Source organism: Liquorilactobacillus sicerae, from assembly GCF_029916425.1.
GTDB classification, from domain to species: domain Bacteria; phylum Bacillota; class Bacilli; order Lactobacillales; family Lactobacillaceae; genus Liquorilactobacillus; species Liquorilactobacillus sicerae.
The window spans coordinates 1-219 of the sequence record NZ_JAHAVQ010000400.1 but is presented as its reverse complement, the minus strand read 5'-3'; the positions used below and the strand labels follow the sequence as shown (position 1 = coordinate 219).

1 rRNA gene is annotated in these 219 nt (G+C 37.4%); it reads left to right on the top strand.

The features are described 5' to 3' along the window. Positions 1-137: 137 nt before the first annotated feature. Positions 138-219 (top strand): 23S ribosomal RNA (locus tag KH893_RS12980); the annotation flags it as partial.

Genomic DNA, 219 nt, shown 5'->3' with positions numbered 1-219 from the left:
TCAAAATTTGTTCTTTGAAAACCAGATAATATCTTTTTTAATTTTTATTAAACCGAGAACACCGCGTTTTAAAGAGTTTAAAACAAGAAAAAGTTCTTAACGCAAACTCATAGCCGTTTTACCGTTAGGTAAAATTAGGTTAAGTTATTAAGGGCGCATGGTGGATGCCTTGGCACTAGGAGCCGATGAAGGACGGCACTAACACCGATATGCTTCGGG